This window comes from Gordoniibacillus kamchatkensis, from assembly GCF_000829455.1.
Classification (GTDB): Bacteria; Bacillota; Bacilli; order Paenibacillales; family NBRC-103111; genus Gordoniibacillus; species Gordoniibacillus kamchatkensis.
This window is the reverse complement of sequence record NZ_JXAK01000097.1, coordinates 1-15,582: the sequence shown is the minus strand read 5'-3', so window position 1 is coordinate 15,582 and position 15,582 is coordinate 1. Positions and strand designations below refer to the sequence as shown.

Sequence of the window (15,582 nt, the reverse complement as noted above, 5' to 3'; positions counted from 1 at the left end):
GCGCGGTCCGGCTGCAGCACCGGTTTCCCGCTTGCCGCGCTCGCGCAGCTGGCGCTCGTCGCGCTCGCCGCCGGGTTCGCCGGAGGCGCTGGCGGACTCGTGGCTCGGCGCGGCGTGGCAAGCGATGCGGCGCTGCACGGTGTGCGGCCGCGAAGTCGAGCGCGCGGCGCATTGCAGCCGCCCGACCGTGCACGCGCGCGGCGTGCCCTGGCTCGGCAACGATGCCGTCAACTTGCTCAGCTCCGCCGCCGGCGGAATCGTCGCCGTTTTGCTGGCGCTGGCGTTTGGGTTGTAAGTGTGCAGGGCTGATATTTCCTCCTGAAGATAAGTGAAAAGACCCCTCGCGAATCGCGAAAAGGGGTCTTTGGCATATCAATAACATGAGATATATTGTAAATGTCGCATTTGCGGTCAAAACGGGATTCGTTTTGTACGAATTACGTAGTCATGCTGGGCTGCCCAATTCACAAGGCCGTTCCAGAAATGTTCACAAGCTGAAACGATCTTTGCAGGTTCTGCCAACTGTCCGGACATAACCATTCTCGCAATATTGTCGAATCCTTCCGGACGACCCGGTAGTTCCAATGCCTCCGGCAGAACCATTGAGCCGGTCGAAAACAGTTTTTGGTTATGTAACCCGACTAACATCGCTCCGTATTGGGCAAACCCCATTGCCAAGTATGGCAAGTAGGTGTGGGGGCCATTTAGACTGACATTTCTTAGTTTTCCAACAAACTCGTACATTTCACCTACAAGAACTTCATGGATTGCACGCCTGAAATCTTCCTTTGTCGGCGACTCTGCAGCTTCTTTTAATTTTGGGAAAAAGCGTTCAGGATCATACAGGCTAAGCGGGGAAAAGAACGGCTCATGCGTCAACGGCCATCTTCCTTCAACCGTAGAGGCGGTTTTAAGGAAAATGTCCGCACTACGAACGTCCACCTCTGCTTTCCAAGGCCCCGCCGACCATTCATAGCTAAAATCTATGGATTCGCTTGATTCGCGAAATACGCAAAACATCTCAATGTCCGAGAAAGGGCCGTCTGTACCTCTGGAAATGGAACCGTAGACTCCAATGGCGAGGATTTTTTCTCCGTACACCTCGTGCAGTCTCGAAGCAATATCGTGGCAAATTTGAAGTCTTTCGTTTCGAGAAATATGTACAGGTCCATTCATGTGCATGAGCTTGCATCTCCCTTTGATTGATTTGGGTGAACAGCCACTAACACATGGATGGGAGGACCTCGGGCTTAACGGGGGATTTTTTTTGGATGCATGGAGTTTCCTCCCTGAAGGTTTTTCTTATGGGAATTGTAGCCAAAACAAACTGTTTTAGCAAGGTGCAGAGAGGGGCTTTATCAAAAATTTGCCGGTACAGACAGCGCGGTGAATCCTGCCGCACTCGAGCACAAGTCATCGCTGAAACTCACAAAAAAATTTTTGCGGCAGAACGTTGAGATCATGCTTGCACCTTACGTAACGTAAGGTTTTATAATAGAGCTGCCGGTATAAAGCTAGCGTCAAAGAGTGGAGATGATCGATGAAGAGCTATTGGAAGACCGGGGACCTCGCCAATATGACGGGGCTTACCGTACGAACGCTGCGGTTTTATGATCAAATCGGGTTACTCTCTCCGTCGGGGCAAACCGAATCCGGCCACAGGCTGTATAGCGAATCGGACTTATCGCGTTTGCACCAGATTTTATCGCTTAAAGAGCTGGGGTTATCTCTCGACGACATTAAATCGGTATTAACCGGCGGACAAATCAGTCCGCTTGAGATCGTCAACTTGCAGATCAATCGGATCAAAGAGCAGATGAAATTGCAGCAGAAACTGTTGGAGCAGCTTGAACACGTATCCAAGCGGATGCAAGGCGAGGTGCAATTAACTGTCGAAGATTTCACGGGCCTTCTGCAAGCGATGAAAAAGTCATTCGAGAAGCTGGTCATTGAGCGGCAGACGATTTGGGAGCGGCACTTTGATCTGTTGGGGGACTTTCTTGCCGGGGAGAGCGAAATGCCGAAACCTAAGGAGGAAAATCAATGAACGAACGATTTGTCAAGCATGCGACCTTCGTCGTCGAGCGGACTTATTCCGCTTCGCCGGAGCGGGTGTACCAAGCCTGGGCGGACCCGATTGCCAAAGCCAAATGGTTTTCGAAGCCGGAGATTTTCGACTTTCGGGTTGGCGGCCGCGAGTTCAGCAGAGGCGGGCCGCCGGAAGGGCCGATCTTTACGTTCGACGCCAGCTACCTGGAGCTTGTTCCGGAGCAGCGCATCGTCTATACGTACACCCTGGATTCGGGCAGCACGCGCGTCTCCGTTTCGATTACAACGGTCGAGCTGATCAAGGTGGAGGGCGGCACGAAGCTGGTTTTTACGGAGCAAGGGGCATTTTTTGACGGACACGATACGCCGGAAATACGGGAGCACGGTACAGGCTTAATGTTAGACGGCCTGGGCAAGCTGTTTGAAGAGGAGTCAGGAGCATAATACCGGGCCAGAATGAACTTGTTGCCTCACGCGGGTTCGATGTACCGCGGGAAGCTGTATTCCGGCTAGGCAAGCTGCTGGCGGAAATAACGGTCTAGCAATGCAAGCAAAACGAAGCTGCTCCTGAAATGCCGGGAGCAGCTTCGTTTTCATTCTGGCTATCGATCCCCGAAGCGCAATTGCCCGACCTCGCCGAGCGTAGCAAGGTCGCTTGCCTTCACGGCTCCGTCGGATACTGTGTACAGCGTATCGCCGACGTATAGCGCGCGCTTGATGACGTAGGCCGGGTCGAAGCTGTCGTAGCCCGCCTTCAGCTGGTCTTGCGCGGTTAAGTGTGTGATCCGTCCGCGCAGCTCGAAGCCCGCCTGCAAATCGATATGGTACACGTATGCGCCTTGGAACGTCAGCGCGCCGTATTGATGCGGGTCTTTATAGCCGTCCTTGGCCTGCGCTTCGCGGACGCTGACGGGAAATGCGAGCAGTCCTTTGTCTTTGGAGAACAGAAGCGCTTTATGATCGCGAAGCAGGTCGGATTCCGTGCCCCGGTCGCCGATATTCGTCTTGAACAGCTCGACCGGACGGGTGACGTCCGATACGTCGAACAGCGAAACTTTCATCCCTTGGTACAGCACGGCTCCCGTTTTATCGTCCTGCACCGTCTCTTTGCCGAACCCGATCAAATGCGTTGCGTCGTACGGGTGCAAGTAATCGCTGTAGCCCGGTATTTTCAGCGCGCCGAGGACGGCGGGCGAGCGCGGGTCGGAGACGTCAATGGCAAACAGCGGATCGACTTGCCGAAACGTTACCAGGTAAGCGCGGCTGCCCATAAAACGGGCGGAGTAAATGCGCTCGCCCGGGGCCAGCTTTTCCAGCCGCCCGATCGTCTGCATCGACTCGTCTAACGTATAGAGCGCGTTGCCGTCGGGACGGGTCGTAGCGATGCGGAACACGTCATCGTATTCATCCATCGAAAATTGGTTGAGCGGCGTCCCCGGCACGTCGCCTTGAGCGGCGAAGCGGACGCTTCCGCCGTCCAGCCGGAACCGGTACACCGTCGTTTTCGGCCCGCCGTTGTCGGGGGGGACAGGGGTCGACGCAGCGGGTGCAGGCTCGCCGGCGAACGGACGGACGACGGCGCTGCCGCCGTAATTCGTCTGCGCCACATAGAGCGATTTGTCCGAAACATACACCGTTTGCCCTGACCCAAGGAAGGAAGAGAGCGCCAGCGGCCGTTCCGGATGCTTCAGGTCGAAGCCGCCGATCAGCAAGTAATTTGGACGTATCGGCCCCGGGAAGTAACGGATGCCCGGCAGCTTCGCGTTCCGCCAATCGCTTCCGCTTGCGCTGTCGCGATAAGACGGCGTCGGTGGAGCGGCGTCGCTGCTTGCTTTTAAGTCCACGCGATAATTGTAGGCCGGCGCATTGGCTACCAAATAGACGACAGATCCGATCTTGCGGGTGGCGATCGTATTGCCGTCCAGCTCGACGGTGCGCACCGGCTTAGGCGAACTGCGGTCGGCGATGTCGTATACGATCGCCTTCGTAACGCCGGTGACTATCGGGCCGAAGACGATTTTGTTCGGTACGGAGATCGGCACCCGCTTCTCCGGCAGGGGCTGGACTGCAATCGTTCCCGTCCCGCTTGCTTGAGCGGGAGCGGCCGGTCCGGCAGCGGACGAAACGGGCGCGTCGGGCTGCGCTCTTGCCGCCGGCGTCCCCGTATTCTCCGGCGCCGCCTTAACGTTCGGTCCCGGCTTTTGGGAGCGGCCGATGACGACGAGCTTGTCGCCGTCGACATACAGCTCGCGCGGGGCGAACAGCTCGTCGTCGAATTGTACCGCGGCCGCGACTTTCATCTCCGCAGCCGGGTTGATCCGCGTCAGGACGAGACGCCTGCCGCTGATTTGGTACAAATAAGCACCGTCGGTTTTGACCAGATCTCCTTCGTCGACGCCGGCGACTTGCACGTTCGTCTGCGAGTAATCGCCTGCGGTCGCAGCCGCTTGCGGGGCGGCGGAAGCGGAGCCCGTCTTCGCCGCGCCGCCGTCCGCATCCGCAGCTGCGGGAGAAGGCGCTGCGGCTCTTTGATCCATCATCGTAACCTTCATGCTGCCGTCGAATTCGCCGGCCCCGGCGCCGCCGAGCAGTTCCTTCAGTTTTGCCTCGGTCCCGACGGCAGGCAGCGCCTCCCATTCTTTCTCCATCACGACCTCGCGCTTCAGCTCATCCCAACGCACATTGTAGCCGAACGCCTCGGCAAAGGGCCGAAGCGGGACGTACAGCCAGTCGTCGTCCGCATACGGAGCGCCGGGAAGCGGCACCTGCTCCCCGTTCCGGTCCATCGCCATGTCGCCCAAGCGAACGGTGACGGTCGTCCCGCCCGAAGTCGCCTTCATCGCATTCATGAAATACTCGCCGCCCGCAGCCTCGTGCTGCAGCCCAAGCGCGGCTGCAAGCCGCACCGCCGGCACGAAGAGCGTCCCGTTCACCGTCGCCGCCGGCGGGGAGAAGTCAAGTTCCTTCCCATTCAGCCATACCGGCAATCCCGGTCCCGTCGTAAATCGTTCCGCCGTCTCGGCGGCAAAGGCAACCGCAGCCCCGCGTTTCCCTTCGGCGGATGCGCCGCCGGCAGCGCCGGACAGCGGCGCGAACACCGTCACCAATGCGATCATGCAAAAAAGCAGCCGTCTCAAAGTTCCATCCCCCTTAAACAATAAGGTGTTTGGATCATAAGACGGCTGCTTGCTGCCAATTGTTGCAAGCTTGGCCCGGACTATCTTTTTTTGCGTCCGAACCAGCCTTTCTTCTCCATAAACTCCGCGACGAAATCGCCGGCAAACAGGGACAGAACGAAGAACAGGACGATTTGCCAGAAGCTGTCGCTGAACAGCTTGACGAGCAGGATGCACAGCAGAACGGCGATCACGGCGGCGGCGATTTGGCGGGCTCTCGATCTGCGCTTCACGGGCTTTCACCGTCCCGTCCCGCGGCGGCAGCGGACACCGGACCGGCCGGAGCGGAAGTTTGGGCTCCCGCCGCCGCAGGCTCGCCCGCAGCGGCTGAACCCGTGCCGGCACGGACGCCCCCGTCTGCGGCGGGGGCGGCGTTTTCGAGCTCGTGCAGCCGCTTTTCCAGCCCGCGGATGCGTCGCTGCAGGCGATACTGGCGGATGATGCCGAACAGGCCGACGATCAGTCCGCCGAGCAGGGTGGAGGTCAGGATCACAAGAATGAGCGGCGTGCTCGTCTTCGCGAAGCCGAAATTGACTTCGACCGGCTCGACGTTGATGACGGCGAAAACGGCGGTAAGCAGAGCGAAGACGAGCGCGCTAATAAGCGTCCATTGGATTTTCACAGGGCATTGGCTCCTTGGATCGGATGGCTGGGGCTTACGATCTGGTCAGCTCCTCCATCTGATCGAGCAAGCTTTTGAACACGGTCATTGCCTGTTTGATCGGCTCCGGCGACGACATGTCGACGCCCGCGCGCTTCAAAATATCGATCGAATAGTCGCTGCCGCCGCTTTTCAGGAAGCCGAGATAGCGCTCGACCGCCGGCGTGCCTTCGTCAAGAATTTGCTTGGCGAAGCTCGTCGCCGCCGAGAAGCCGGTAGCGTATTTGTACACGTAGAAGCTGTTGTAGAAATGGGGGATGCGCGCCCATTCCATCTCGATGTCTTTGTCTACGACCATGTCTTTGCCGTGATACAGCAAATTGAGGTCGTAATAAATTTTGCTGAAATCCGCCGGGGTGAGCGACTCGCCGCGCTCCATATGCTCGTGCGTAATTTTCTCGAACTCGGCGAACATCGTCTGGCGGAACACCGTCGTCCGGAATTGGTCGGCGTAATACGTGAGCAGGTACAATTTTTCCTTCGGATCGGTCGTTTTCTTCAGCATATAGTCCATGAGCAGCGCCTCGTTCAAGGTGGAGGCCACCTCGGCGAGGAAAATGGTGTACTGCGCATAGCGGTATTCCTGATTCTCGTCCGACAAGTAGGAGTGGATTGCGTGGCCCATCTCGTGCGCCAGCGTGAACATCGAGTTCAGGTTGTCCTTATGGTTCAGCAGCACGTACGGATGAGTGCCGTAGGCGCCCCAGCAGTAAGCGCCGCTACGCTTGTTCTTGTTCTCGTAAATGTCGATCCAGCGGTTGTCGAAGCCTTCCTGCAAAATGTTGAGGTAGCCGTCGCCCAGCGGCTTGAGCGAAGCCTTTACAATCGACTTCGCCTCGTCGTACGGAATGTCCATATCGACTTCGTCGACGAGCGGCGTGAACAGATCGTACATGTGCAGCTCATCGACTTTGAGCAGCTTTTTGCGCAGCTTCAGGTAGCGGTGCAGCAGCGGCAGCGACTCATGGATCGTGTCGATCAGATTCGTGTATACTTCGGGCTTGATGTTGTCGCCGAACAGCGACATTTCCAGCACGGACGGGTAATGGCGGGCTTGGCGTAAAACATGTTTTTGTTGATGTTGGCGCTCAAGGTGGAAGCGATCGTGTTTTTCTGCTTCGCATACGTGTCGTACATCGCCTTGAAGGCGGCTGCGCGCACTTCGCGGTTGCGGCTTTCGAGGAACTGGATGTAGTTGCCGTGCGTCAGCTCGACTTCCTCGCCCTTGTCGTTCTTTATTGTTGGAAACTTCATGTCGGCATTGTTGAGCATGCCGTAAATCGTGCTCGGCGCCCCGGCCATGTTGCCGGCTTGCGCCAGCAGCGCCTCTTCCGTTTCGGACAGCACGTGCGGCTTCTCGCGGATCATTTCCTCGAGCGTGCGCTTGTAGAAGCTGAGCTGCGGATCGGCGACGAAGCCGCGCAGCGTTTCCGTCGGCAGCGACAAAATTTCCGGGGAAATGAACGACAGCGCTTCGCCGACTTCGACGCTCAGCTTTTTGGACTTTTCCGACAGCGCCTGATACGTTCCTTCCGCGGTATCTTCGTGATGCTTCATATTGGCGTATACATAAAGCCGTTCGCTATGTAAAGAAATGCTGTCCTCCAGCTCGAAGCACGCTTTGATCGCCGCAGCGTCCTTCAGCTTGCCGCGGTACTGCTTGACCTCTTCGACCAGCTTCTTCACTTCTTGGTATTCTTGATCCCACGCCGCCTGATCCGGAAACAAATCTTCCAGCTTCCACGTATGATCGGCGGGAATCGCTTTGCGCTCTTGCACTTGGGTCATTGTGGCCCTCCTCCATTGTTTTTGGGTTGATGCGGACGGTTCGCCCGGACCGGCGGATGCCGGCACGGCGGCGGTGAGCAGGCCGAACGCGACAACGAGCGGTACGAGTCGGAACAAAAGCGTCACTCTCCCAGGCGGACTTCCGCCGGCTCCGCCGCCCGGCTTGGCGGGTGCGGCGCTGGCGGTATTTCCCACCTAGTATGAGCGTTCTTGTTCCATATTATAAAGGGTTGCCGGGCTCGCGTACAATTACGTCCCGAGCCGAAACAGCTCGATCACGATCAGCGCGAACGAGCTGACGATCAGCACGAGCGCCACGATGGCGAGCGGCCGGCGGAAGGGCGGATCGATTTTGTCGCGGCGCAAAATGACGACGCCGGCCGTACAAAACGATACGATCCAGAACGTCAGCAGCGTAGCGGAATGGCTCAACGGAAACACCTCTCTTCGTCCAGAACAAGTATTTCGCCGCTGCACCAAATAATTCCTTCCTTTGTTGCGGCACAGAATGGACGAGGAGGGAGAGACTAGGCAATGGACTGCTGTTCAGCCGGACGTGCCGGATCGGCGAGGCGCGTTATGCTCTGCGTTCGGACGTTGGCGGGCCGTTATACTTGAAGAATGGTGGGACGTTTATGACGCAGCAAATTACGATGGAACCGGCCTCGGCTCCGTCGGCGGTGTCGCCAGCGGCGGTATCGCCAGTGCCGGCTTCGCCGGTGGTCGCCTCGCAGCCGAAGCCGACGGACGGTCTTTCCGTAGCTGCCTTCATGCTGGAGCAGCTTGCGGCGTGGGGCGTGAAACAGATATACGGCGTCATCGGGGACGCTAACCTTAATGTATTGGACGCCTTGGCGAAACAGAACAAGATCGCCTATATCGCTTGCCGCCACGAGGAAAGCGCGGCGTTGATGGCGTCGGCCGAAGCGAAGCTGACCGGACGTGTCGGCGTATGTTTAGCCACAAGCGGTCCGGGCGTTGCCAATTTGCTGAACGGGCTGGCGGATGCGTCAATGGACTATGCGCCGGTGCTGGCCATCACCGGACAGGTGGAACAGGCCAAAATCGGCACCCGTTCAAAGCAGTACATCGACCAGCAAAAGCTGCTCGCCGCCCTGACCGATTGCAGCGAGCAGCTGGCGCATCCCGATGCTTTGCCGGAGCTGCTGCAGTCGGCGCTTACGTCTGCGCTTGCGCACGGCAAACTGGCGCACCTGTCTATACCGAAAGACTTGTACACGCAGACGGTAAACGGCGTCGTGATCCAATACCCGCGCCATTTGCAGCAGCCGCTCCTGACGCCGGACGACGAAGTGCGCGCCGCGGCGGAGCTCATCCGGTCGGCGGCGAAGCCTGCGCTGCTGCTCGGCCGCGGCGCCCGCAGCGCGGCGGACGGAGTGCTGGCGCTGGCGGAAATGCTGCCGGCGGCGGTCGTTACGACAGAGCCGGCCAAGCCTGCGTTTGCGCATGAGCACCCGCTATACGCGGGCGGGCTCGGGCAAGGCGGCAGCGAAGCTTCCTCGCTGCTCATGGCCGAAAGCGACCTGATCGTGATGCTGGGGGCCACCTGGTGGCCGGACGATTACGCCCCGATTCGGGCCAAGGTGCTGCAGGTGGACAAATTGGCGGCGCATATCGGCCGGGGGCATCCGCTAGCGCATGGAGTTGTCGGCGATATAGCGGACATTGTGCCTAGGCTGGTGCGGCAGCTGAAAGCGCAGCCTTCGGCGCCGCGGGATGGGTGGCGGCAGCGCGTTACAGACACGGTGCGCAGCTGGAGGGAGCGGGTGCGGCAGGAGTCGAACGAAGACGGCTTGCCTCTTGCGCCGCAGCGCGCGATGCAGGCGATAGCCGAGGCATGCGCATCCGATGCCGTGCTTTGCATCGATACCGGCGATCATACGCTCTGGTTCGATCGCATTTTTGCCGCCAAGCCGAATCAGGACGTGCTGCTGTCGGGGCGATGGCGCACGCTCGGCTTCGCGCTGCCCGCGGCGATCGCGGCCAAGCTGGAGCAGCCGCAGCGCCAAGTCGTCGCCATCGCGGGCGACGGCGGTTCGGTGCAGACCATTATGGAGCTGCACACTGCCGCTGCGTATAAGCTGGCGATCACGCTCGTCGTCTTCAACAACGGGTGTTACGCGATGGAGCGCAACCGCATGCAGATCGAGGGGCTGAGCACGCTCGGGAGCGGGCTGGACAGCCCCGACTTCGTGAAGCTGGCGGAAGCGTGCGGGGCGGCGGGTTACCGCGCTGCGACGGCGGCTGAGCTGGAAGCGGCGCTGCGCCAGGCGTTGAGCGGCAGCGGACGCCCTGCGCTCGTGGAGGTTGTGGTGGCGCCCACGGTGGTGCCTCATACGAAGATGTAGGAGAGGTTGCTGAGTCGGGGGAGAGGGGGCTGGAGATGGCCGGTACGGGGCTCATTCGGCGTCAGCTGCCGACGTGCCTGGGCGGTGCAAAAGGCCAACAAGACCGCTGAGCCGCCACCATCGGCGTCGTTCGCCATGCCAATGCCGCACGCTTGCTGCAGAGGCCATTGAGATCGGCCTCCGCAGCTCCCGAACGTGCACACAAACTATAGCCCCTCGCCAACAAAAAAACCTTTACCTCCAAGTTAGAGGCAAAGGTTTTTTTTCGTTACACTTCCTTGAAAGCCGCTAATATCGCGAGCCGTTCTTCCTCGGTACCGTTAAATCGCTCCGGCGTGAAACGCTCCGTGGCCCAGTGCATCATCTCCGGCCGGGAGACGAACGTGTGCGATTCCTCGCCCCATTGGTCGGAAATTTCGCGCACGACGATTTTCGCCCCTTGCACTTCGGCGTTAATCATGTTCCACTTGTCGCGCTTGAAAATTTGTATTTTTTTTCGTCGAGGTCATAATTCGATTCGCTCCTGAATGATCGTTTTGAGCCTCATCATAGCGGAATGGGCGGCGAATTGCAATATTTGGTTGCGGGGGCTGCCGGGCTGTGCTACAATCCACCTAAGCCGCGGCGGAAGGGAGCTTGCGCCGGGCGGGACGGGCGGTCGGCGCCGCGTCCGAGCTAAGTTCACGGCCTTACAGGCCAAGAAAAGGAGAGTAGAGATGAGATGAGCCAGAAGAGCAACGATTATTACCAACAAACCGGCGTCGCCATGACGTGCCGCTCGTACGAGGAGTACGTGCGGATGTTTGCGCTGGCCGAGGATCGGCTGCAAGGGCTGAGCATCCTCGATATGGCCGGGGGCGCTTCGTCGTTCGCGGCGGAAGCGGCTGGCCGAGGGAACGGCGTCACGGCGGTCGATCCGCTGTACGCGATGTCGGCGGAGGAGATCAGAGAGCACGGCGAGCGGGAGATTGAGGTGTCGACGGCTAAACTGGCCGGCCTCGCCCACCAGTACCGCTGGGACTTTTACGGCAGTCTGGACCGGCACCGCGCCATGCGGGTACAGTCGCTGCATCGGTTTCTTGCCGATTACGGCGCCGAGCATCCGGCCGTAACGTACATGCAGGCGCTGCTGCCGAAGCTGCCGCTTTCCGGCGACCGGTTCGATTTGACGCTTTGCAGCCACTTTCTGTTTTTGTACGAAGACCAGTTCGATTACGATTTTCATCGCGCGGCGGTCGCGGAACTGCTGCGCGTAACGAAGCCTGGCGGCGAAGTGCGGGTTTATCCGCTGTTCAATTTTCGGACGGAGCAGTATAGCCATCTGGACCGGCTGCGCCGCGACATCGAAGCGGAAGGGGCGGCCAGCCGGCTTGAGGAGTCGCAGCTGCCGTTTTTGCCGAACTCCGGGCACTTGCTCGTTTTTCGTAAAAAGGAATTTTCCGCCGGTGTATAAATCAAAGCCGATTGCTTTATTCTAGAATTGATGATATACTTTGTACATTCGCCCTATGATGGCGATACGTTTAGGAGGTAATTGAACTTGAAAGGCACAGTAAAATGGTTTAACGCAGAAAAGGGCTACGGTTTTATCTCGGTTGAAGGCGGAGACGACGTGTTCGTACACTACTCTGCTATCCAAGGCGAAGGCTTCAAATCTTTGGACGAAGGCCAAGAAGTGGAGTTCGACATCACTCAAGGCAATCGCGGCCCGCAAGCGGCTAACGTTGTTAAGTTATAAGATCCCGAACACACTCAGGGTTTTATAGATGCGACGGAAGGACGGCTCCCGGCTTTAACCGGGGGCCGTCCTTTTTTATGCGCGGGGACAAGGCTCAAATTGACGGGGTATGGCGTTTCCCCTACAATATGAAGATAGGCTCGGCCATTTATTCTGTTAAGCAAGGGAGCGTTACGATCATGCCGAAGTTCAAGCTGTTCAAAGATCGCAAAGGCAAAGCGGATCAGCAAAAAAACAACCAATACGTGAAGCTGTCCCGTGAAATTTATATGGCTGCACGCAGCGGCGGACCGAATCCGGAGGCGAATTTTGCGCTGAAGACGGCGATTGCCAACGCGCGGGCGATTCAGATGCCAACCGATAACATCGAACGCGCCATCAAAAAGGCGACCGGCGGCGACAACGTCGATTACGAAGAAATTTATTACGAAGGCTACGGTCCCGGCGGCGTGGCGATCATGGTGAAATGCCTGACCGACAACCGCAACCGGACGGCGGCGGACGTGCGGGCCATTTTCAACAAGCGAGGCGGCAATATGGGCGAATCCGGCTGCGTTTCGTACATGTTCGACCAGAAGGGCGTGCTTACGCTGGATAAGGAGAACGTCGAGCTGAGCGAGGACGATTTGCTCATGCAGGCGCTCGAAGCCGGCGCGGACGACGTTGTCTACGGCGAAGAGTCGATTGACATTATGACCCAGCCGGCCGAGTTCGAGGCGGTGAAAACGGCGCTGGAAGCGCAAGGCTTCCAGTTTGCCGAAGCGGCCGTGCGCTGGGTGCCGCAGAACGTCGTGACGGCGGAAGGCGAGCAAGCCGAGAAGCTGGTGAAAATGATGGAGGCGTTCGACGACAACGACGACGTGCAGGACGTGTACACCAATTTTGAAATCAGCGCCGCCGAAATGGAGCGAATCGGCTGAGCCGAAACGCCCGATATGACAAAAGCCATCGTTCGCGTTAGGACGGTGGCTTTTATTGTATTTTTTAATTAAGTATTTACTTTATAAAACAAATAATTTATTATTAAAATCAAAGATCCAATCCACATGGCAAATCGAAACTCCGGCAAAGGGTCGCGTCAAATTCGAAAGGAGGGAAAGGAGCAGTCTGTATGGCTAGCGACATATTTTCCGCACTCGCCGATCCTACGCGCCGCAAAATTTTGGAGATGCTCGCCGATTATGACGAGCTGCCCGCATCCGAGATCCACAACCAATTCCAAGTCAGTCCGCAGGCGATCTCCCAACACTTAAAAATTCTTCGCGAGGCGAACTTGGTTCATGTGGAAAAGAGAGCGCAGCAACGGATTTACCGGATTAACACAGAGGCGATGGTTCAGCTCGAACAATGGTCCCAAAGTATGAGACAGCGATGGAGCAGACGTCTGGACGCGTTGGAGGCAGTTTTGAAAGCGGAGATGCGCAAAAACGCCAATGCGCAAAATGAGCAGGAGGAATCCGAATGAAGCAAGATGCGAGCAAGCAAGACCTCGTTATTACCCGCGTTTTCGATATCCCGGTCGAGATGGTATGGAAAGGCTGGACGGATCCCAAGCTGGTGATGCTGTGGTGGGGGCCGGCGGACTATACTTCTCCGCGGTGCGAAATCGACCTGCGCGAAGGCGGCAAATATTTGTTCTGCATGCGTGCGCCGAAAGAACAAGGAGGTCAAGATTTCTACTCCACTGGCGTCTATACGAAAATCGTGCCGAATGAGCGTCTCGAATTTACCCAAACATTGGCCGACAAAGACGGGAACCCGATCCATCCCGCTCAAGTGGGTATGCCCCCGGATTTCCCGGAGGAAGTCAAATTCGTCATCGAGTTTGTAGCTCTGGGCGGCAACCGGACGGAATTGAAGATTACCGAGCAAGGTTGGACGCTGGGGCAAATGTCCAAATACGCTGTGCTCGGCATGCACCAGTCGCTCGACAAGTTTGCCGCAAGCATCGGATAGCGGTTTCGCTAAATAAAAATGAATAAGGAGATGAGCAGCTGTGCAAAACGTGCAAAAAATTTCCCCTTACTTGTGGTTCGACAACCAGGCGGAAGAAGCGGTGAATTTGTATGTCTCGATTTTCAAAAACTCCAAGGTCGAGAGCGTCGTCCGCTACGGCGAAGCGGGGCCAGGGCCGGCAGGGGCGGTGATGTCCGCAACGTTCCGGCTCGAAGGACAACGGTTCATGGCTTTGAACGGCGGCCCGCATTTCACCTTCTCGCCGGCGATCTCGTTCTTCGTCAGCTGCGAGACGCAGCAGGAAGTCGACGAACTGTGGTCGAAACTGACCGCGGACGGAGGGGAAGAAGGAAGATGCGGATGGCTGAAAGATAAATTCGGCGTATCGTGGCAAATCGTTCCGACCGTTTTGGGCGAATTGATGCAGGACAAAGATGCGGGGAAATCGCAAAGGGTCATGCAGGCCATGCTCCAAATGAATAAGCTTGATATTGAGCGGTTGAAGCAAGCTTATCATCAGTAGGCCAAGGCTTGCATCAAGGCGGTGCGAACTGCCATGCGAATAAAAGGGCATATCAACAGCCATGAACATGGCTCGGAGATTGCCCTTTTTATGATGTGGCGACAGGCAGTCAAGGCCGTTTGTCGGGCCGGGCGTTTGTTGGGATGGCGCGCGAACGGGTAAGATGATAGGAAGGAGGCGATTTTAACGTGAATTTGAAGCAAATGGCCGCAGAAGCCGCGGCAGAGCAAGTACAGGACGGGATGGTCGTCGGCCTTGGCACGGGGTCTACCGCTTTTTGGGCGATCGAGCGCATCGGCGCGCGGGTGAAGGAGGGGCTGCGCATCCGCGCTGTGGCAACGTCGGTGCAAAGCGAGAAGCAGGCGCTTGCGCTGGGCATTCCGATGCTGCCATGGGCGGAGCGTGGAACGCGTCGACATGACGATTGACGGGGCGGACGAGATCGATCCGCAGCTGCAGCTTATCAAAGGCGGAGGCGGCGCGCTTTTGCGCGAGAAAATCGTCGCCTCGCTCTCGGACCGGCTGCTCATCGTCGCCGACGAGAGCAAGGTGGTCGGACAACTGGGCAAGTTCCCGCTGCCGGTCGAAATCGTGCCGTTCGCTTGGCAGGCGACGCGGCGGCAGGTGCAGGCGATCGGCTGCGAAGCGGAGCTGCGCGGGGGAGAAGAGACGCCGTTCGTCACGGACAACGGTAACTACATCCTCGACTGCCGGTTCGGCGCCGTCGCGGATGCACAGACGCTGCAAACGCTGCTGAACGCCATTCCCGGCGTTGTCGAGAACGGGCTGTTTCTCGGCATGGCCTCTGCCGCCTTCGTCGCCTACGCCGACGGCACGGTGAAACGGCTGGAGCGTTGAAGTTGATGGGCATGTGACGGGAAGGCGTGAAGGGCTTGAATGGCGGAAAGCGGGCAGACGTGCGGGCAGGCGGGCGGACGGAAGAGCGGGTGGTGGCACGAGTAGGAGGATTGCGGAAGTCCAGTGGCCTCCATGCTTGTTATTGAGCAATCCGTCTCGGATGTTCCAGTCCTCTATTCGCGTCGCTTGACGGCAAGTGCTTGCGTTATTTTAAGATCGCCGCCCTGCTTGTCCGCCAACCCGCCGTCCAATAATCGGCAATCTCCCAACGATATGGCGGCGGAAGACATGGTTGCTCAGTGATTTTCGCAGAACGAAAAGGACAGGCAGGGCTCCAATGAGAAAAAAAGTTGCAGGTAAAGTAACTTGTTATTGAGCAATCCGTCTCGGATGTTCCAGTCCTCTATTCGCGTCGCTTGACGGCAAGTGCTTGCGTTATTTTAAGATCGCCGCCCTGCTTGTCC

General features: G+C 58.0%; 17 protein-coding genes and 2 pseudogenes. 11 read left to right on the top strand and 8 right to left on the bottom strand.

What is annotated here, in order from left to right; all coding sequences use genetic code 11:
• A partial coding sequence (locus SD70_RS30880; RefSeq protein WP_156158294.1) for a DUF92 domain-containing protein occupies nucleotides 1–295 on the top strand: 295 nt, incomplete at its 5' end.
• A gap of 116 nt (nucleotides 296–411) precedes the next feature.
• Here the strand turns inward: SD70_RS30880 and SD70_RS30875 are convergent.
• Complete coding sequence (locus SD70_RS30875; RefSeq protein WP_041052401.1) at nucleotides 412–1,182, bottom strand: ANT(4')-I family aminoglycoside nucleotidyltransferase; 771 nt, start codon at nucleotides 1,180–1,182, stop codon at nucleotides 412–414.
• A 358-nt stretch (nucleotides 1,183–1,540) separates the two neighbouring features.
• Here SD70_RS30875 and SD70_RS30870 point away from each other — a divergent pair, with 358 nt between their 5' ends.
• Nucleotides 1,541–2,047, top strand: coding sequence for a MerR family transcriptional regulator (locus SD70_RS30870; RefSeq protein WP_041052400.1), 507 nt, complete (start codon nucleotides 1,541–1,543; stop codon nucleotides 2,045–2,047).
• Complete coding sequence (locus tag SD70_RS30865; RefSeq protein WP_041052399.1) at nucleotides 2,044–2,493, top strand: SRPBCC family protein; 450 nt, start codon at nucleotides 2,044–2,046, stop codon at nucleotides 2,491–2,493. The genes SD70_RS30870 and SD70_RS30865 overlap by 4 nt, the downstream gene beginning before the upstream one ends.
• Nucleotides 2,494–2,651: 158 nt before the next feature.
• Here SD70_RS30865 and SD70_RS30860 read toward each other — a convergent pair whose 3' ends face one another.
• From SD70_RS30860 to SD70_RS30840, 6 genes and pseudogenes are all read right to left on the bottom strand, one after another.
• Nucleotides 2,652–5,186, bottom strand: a complete 2,535-nt coding sequence (locus SD70_RS30860) for a beta-propeller domain-containing protein (protein WP_052488086.1) — start codon at nucleotides 5,184–5,186, stop codon at nucleotides 2,652–2,654.
• An 80-nt stretch (nucleotides 5,187–5,266) separates the two neighbouring features.
• Nucleotides 5,267–5,458 carry a hypothetical protein gene (locus SD70_RS30855; RefSeq protein WP_041052398.1) on the bottom strand — a complete coding sequence of 64 codons (192 nt, stop codon included), beginning with the start codon at nucleotides 5,456–5,458 and terminating at the stop codon, nucleotides 5,267–5,269.
• Nucleotides 5,455–5,847: a LapA family protein gene (locus SD70_RS30850; RefSeq protein ID WP_082053784.1), complete on the bottom strand. Its 393-nt coding sequence runs from the start codon at nucleotides 5,845–5,847 to the stop codon at nucleotides 5,455–5,457. Before SD70_RS30850 ends, SD70_RS30855 begins: the two co-directional genes overlap by 4 nt.
• A 34-nt stretch (nucleotides 5,848–5,881) precedes the next feature.
• Nucleotides 5,882–6,955: pseudogene (locus SD70_RS38920) on the bottom strand (M3 family oligoendopeptidase); the annotation flags it as partial.
• A complete protein-coding gene (locus tag SD70_RS40010) occupies nucleotides 6,865–7,443 on the bottom strand; it encodes a hypothetical protein (protein WP_331436864.1) in 579 nt (192 codons plus the stop codon). The gene SD70_RS40010 and the pseudogene SD70_RS38920, both read right to left, overlap by 91 nt.
• Nucleotides 7,444–7,923: 480 nt before the next feature.
• The gene (locus tag SD70_RS30840) at nucleotides 7,924–8,106 is read right to left on the bottom strand and encodes a hypothetical protein (RefSeq protein WP_041052397.1); all 183 of its coding nucleotides are present in this window, start codon (nucleotides 8,104–8,106) and stop codon (nucleotides 7,924–7,926) included.
• Between the two features lie 203 nt (nucleotides 8,107–8,309).
• Here SD70_RS30840 and SD70_RS30835 point away from each other — a divergent pair, with 203 nt between their 5' ends.
• Nucleotides 8,310–10,043 carry a thiamine pyrophosphate-binding protein gene (locus SD70_RS30835; RefSeq protein WP_231571700.1) on the top strand — a complete coding sequence of 578 codons (1,734 nt, stop codon included), beginning with the start codon at nucleotides 8,310–8,312 and terminating at the stop codon, nucleotides 10,041–10,043.
• Between the two features lie 268 nt (nucleotides 10,044–10,311).
• Here SD70_RS30835 and SD70_RS30830 read toward each other — a convergent pair whose 3' ends face one another.
• Nucleotides 10,312–10,503 carry a hypothetical protein gene (locus SD70_RS30830; protein WP_052488085.1) on the bottom strand — a complete coding sequence of 64 codons (192 nt, stop codon included), beginning with the start codon at nucleotides 10,501–10,503 and terminating at the stop codon, nucleotides 10,312–10,314.
• Nucleotides 10,504–10,764: 261 nt separating this feature from the next.
• Here SD70_RS30830 and SD70_RS30825 point away from each other — a divergent pair, with 261 nt between their 5' ends.
• The 7 genes and pseudogenes from SD70_RS30825 to rpiA all read left to right on the top strand — a co-directional run bounded on the left by SD70_RS30825 (nucleotide 10,765) and on the right by rpiA (nucleotide 15,118).
• A complete protein-coding gene (locus SD70_RS30825; protein ID WP_041052395.1) occupies nucleotides 10,765–11,496 on the top strand; it encodes a class I SAM-dependent methyltransferase in 732 nt (243 codons plus the stop codon).
• An 87-nt stretch (nucleotides 11,497–11,583) separates the two neighbouring features.
• Entirely contained in the window at nucleotides 11,584–11,781 is a 198-nt protein-coding gene (locus SD70_RS30820) for a cold shock domain-containing protein (protein ID WP_041052394.1), read from the top strand.
• A gap of 179 nt (nucleotides 11,782–11,960) precedes the next feature.
• Nucleotides 11,961–12,701 (top strand): YebC/PmpR family DNA-binding transcriptional regulator, encoded by a 741-nt coding sequence (locus SD70_RS30815; RefSeq protein WP_041052404.1) that lies wholly within the window; start codon nucleotides 11,961–11,963, stop codon nucleotides 12,699–12,701.
• Between the two features lie 191 nt (nucleotides 12,702–12,892).
• Complete coding sequence (locus tag SD70_RS30810; protein ID WP_041052393.1) at nucleotides 12,893–13,246, top strand: ArsR/SmtB family transcription factor; 354 nt, start codon at nucleotides 12,893–12,895, stop codon at nucleotides 13,244–13,246.
• Nucleotides 13,243–13,737: an SRPBCC family protein gene (locus tag SD70_RS30805; RefSeq protein ID WP_041052392.1), complete on the top strand. Its 495-nt coding sequence runs from the start codon at nucleotides 13,243–13,245 to the stop codon at nucleotides 13,735–13,737. Before SD70_RS30810 ends, SD70_RS30805 begins: the two co-directional genes overlap by 4 nt.
• A gap of 40 nt (nucleotides 13,738–13,777) precedes the next feature.
• Nucleotides 13,778–14,260 carry a VOC family protein gene (locus tag SD70_RS30800; protein WP_331436863.1) on the top strand — a complete coding sequence of 161 codons (483 nt, stop codon included), beginning with the start codon at nucleotides 13,778–13,780 and terminating at the stop codon, nucleotides 14,258–14,260.
• A 188-nt stretch (nucleotides 14,261–14,448) separates the two neighbouring features.
• Nucleotides 14,449–15,118, top strand: a pseudogene (rpiA, locus tag SD70_RS30795) (ribose-5-phosphate isomerase RpiA).
• The last annotated feature ends 464 nt before the right edge of the window (nucleotides 15,119–15,582 follow it).

Coding starts and splice junctions, on each gene's coding strand:
- SD70_RS30835 (WP_231571700.1), top strand. CDS start 8,310: ATGACGCAGCAAATTACGATGGAACCGGCCTCGGCTCCGTCGGCGGTG.
- SD70_RS30865 (WP_041052399.1), top strand. CDS start 2,044: ATGAACGAACGATTTGTCAAGCATGCGACCTTCGTCGTCGAGCGGACT.
- SD70_RS30815 (WP_041052404.1), top strand. CDS start 11,961: ATGCCGAAGTTCAAGCTGTTCAAAGATCGCAAAGGCAAAGCGGATCAG.
- SD70_RS30875 (WP_041052401.1), bottom strand. CDS start 1,182: ATGCACATGAATGGACCTGTACATATTTCTCGAAACGAAAGACTTCAA.
- SD70_RS30805 (WP_041052392.1), top strand. CDS start 13,243: ATGAAGCAAGATGCGAGCAAGCAAGACCTCGTTATTACCCGCGTTTTC.
- SD70_RS30870 (WP_041052400.1), top strand. CDS start 1,541: ATGAAGAGCTATTGGAAGACCGGGGACCTCGCCAATATGACGGGGCTT.
- SD70_RS40010 (WP_331436864.1), bottom strand. CDS start 7,443: ATGAAGCATCACGAAGATACCGCGGAAGGAACGTATCAGGCGCTGTCG.
- SD70_RS30810 (WP_041052393.1), top strand. CDS start 12,893: ATGGCTAGCGACATATTTTCCGCACTCGCCGATCCTACGCGCCGCAAA.
- SD70_RS30830 (WP_052488085.1), bottom strand. CDS start 10,503: ATGATTAACGCCGAAGTGCAAGGGGCGAAAATCGTCGTGCGCGAAATT.
- SD70_RS30825 (WP_041052395.1), top strand. CDS start 10,765: ATGAGCCAGAAGAGCAACGATTATTACCAACAAACCGGCGTCGCCATG.